The organism is Variovorax sp. 01N429 (genome assembly GCF_056399425.1).
This window is the reverse complement of sequence record NZ_JBFTRG010000115.1, coordinates 1-461: the sequence shown is the minus strand read 5'-3', so window position 1 is coordinate 461 and position 461 is coordinate 1. Positions and strand designations below refer to the sequence as shown.

The window sequence follows — 461 nt, the reverse complement described above, 5'->3', positions numbered from 1 at the left end:
GTGGTGATGCCGGTGTTGCGGCCGTCGCCGGCGAGGGTGCCGTCCGGGTTGACGTACCCGGCGTAGCGGATGAGCTGCTCGTTCCAGATGCGGGGGCCGCGGCGGCCGGGGGCGTCCGGGGCGAACACGGTGATGGTCGGGCGGATGCGGCCGCCGCGCCAGGTCGCGCGCAGGTGCTGGAAGCACTCGGCGGCGATGTCGTCGGTGCGGTGGACCTCGCGCCGGTCGCGGACGACGAGGCTGTTCCAGTACAGGCGGCCGATGCAGCGCGCCGAGTTGCGCCAGGCGACGCGGGCGCCCCAGGTGAGTTCCGCGCCGGTGTGGACGTAGGTGCCGGTGGTGTCGATCTGGCGCGCGATCTCCTGCCAGCGGTCTTCGAGCGCGGCGGCGGTGCCGGTCTCGCGGTGGAAGTCCTCGGCGAACTTCCGGGCTTCGGCCCGGTCGACGGCGGGGGCGTGCGG

At 74.6% G+C, this 461-nt stretch carries 1 protein-coding gene; it reads right to left on the bottom strand.

Going from position 1 to position 461, the window contains the following annotated elements; genetic code table 11:
• A partial coding sequence (locus AC1DSF_RS30845) for a nitric oxide synthase oxygenase (RefSeq protein ID WP_478184114.1) occupies nt 1–461 on the bottom strand: 461 nt, incomplete at both ends.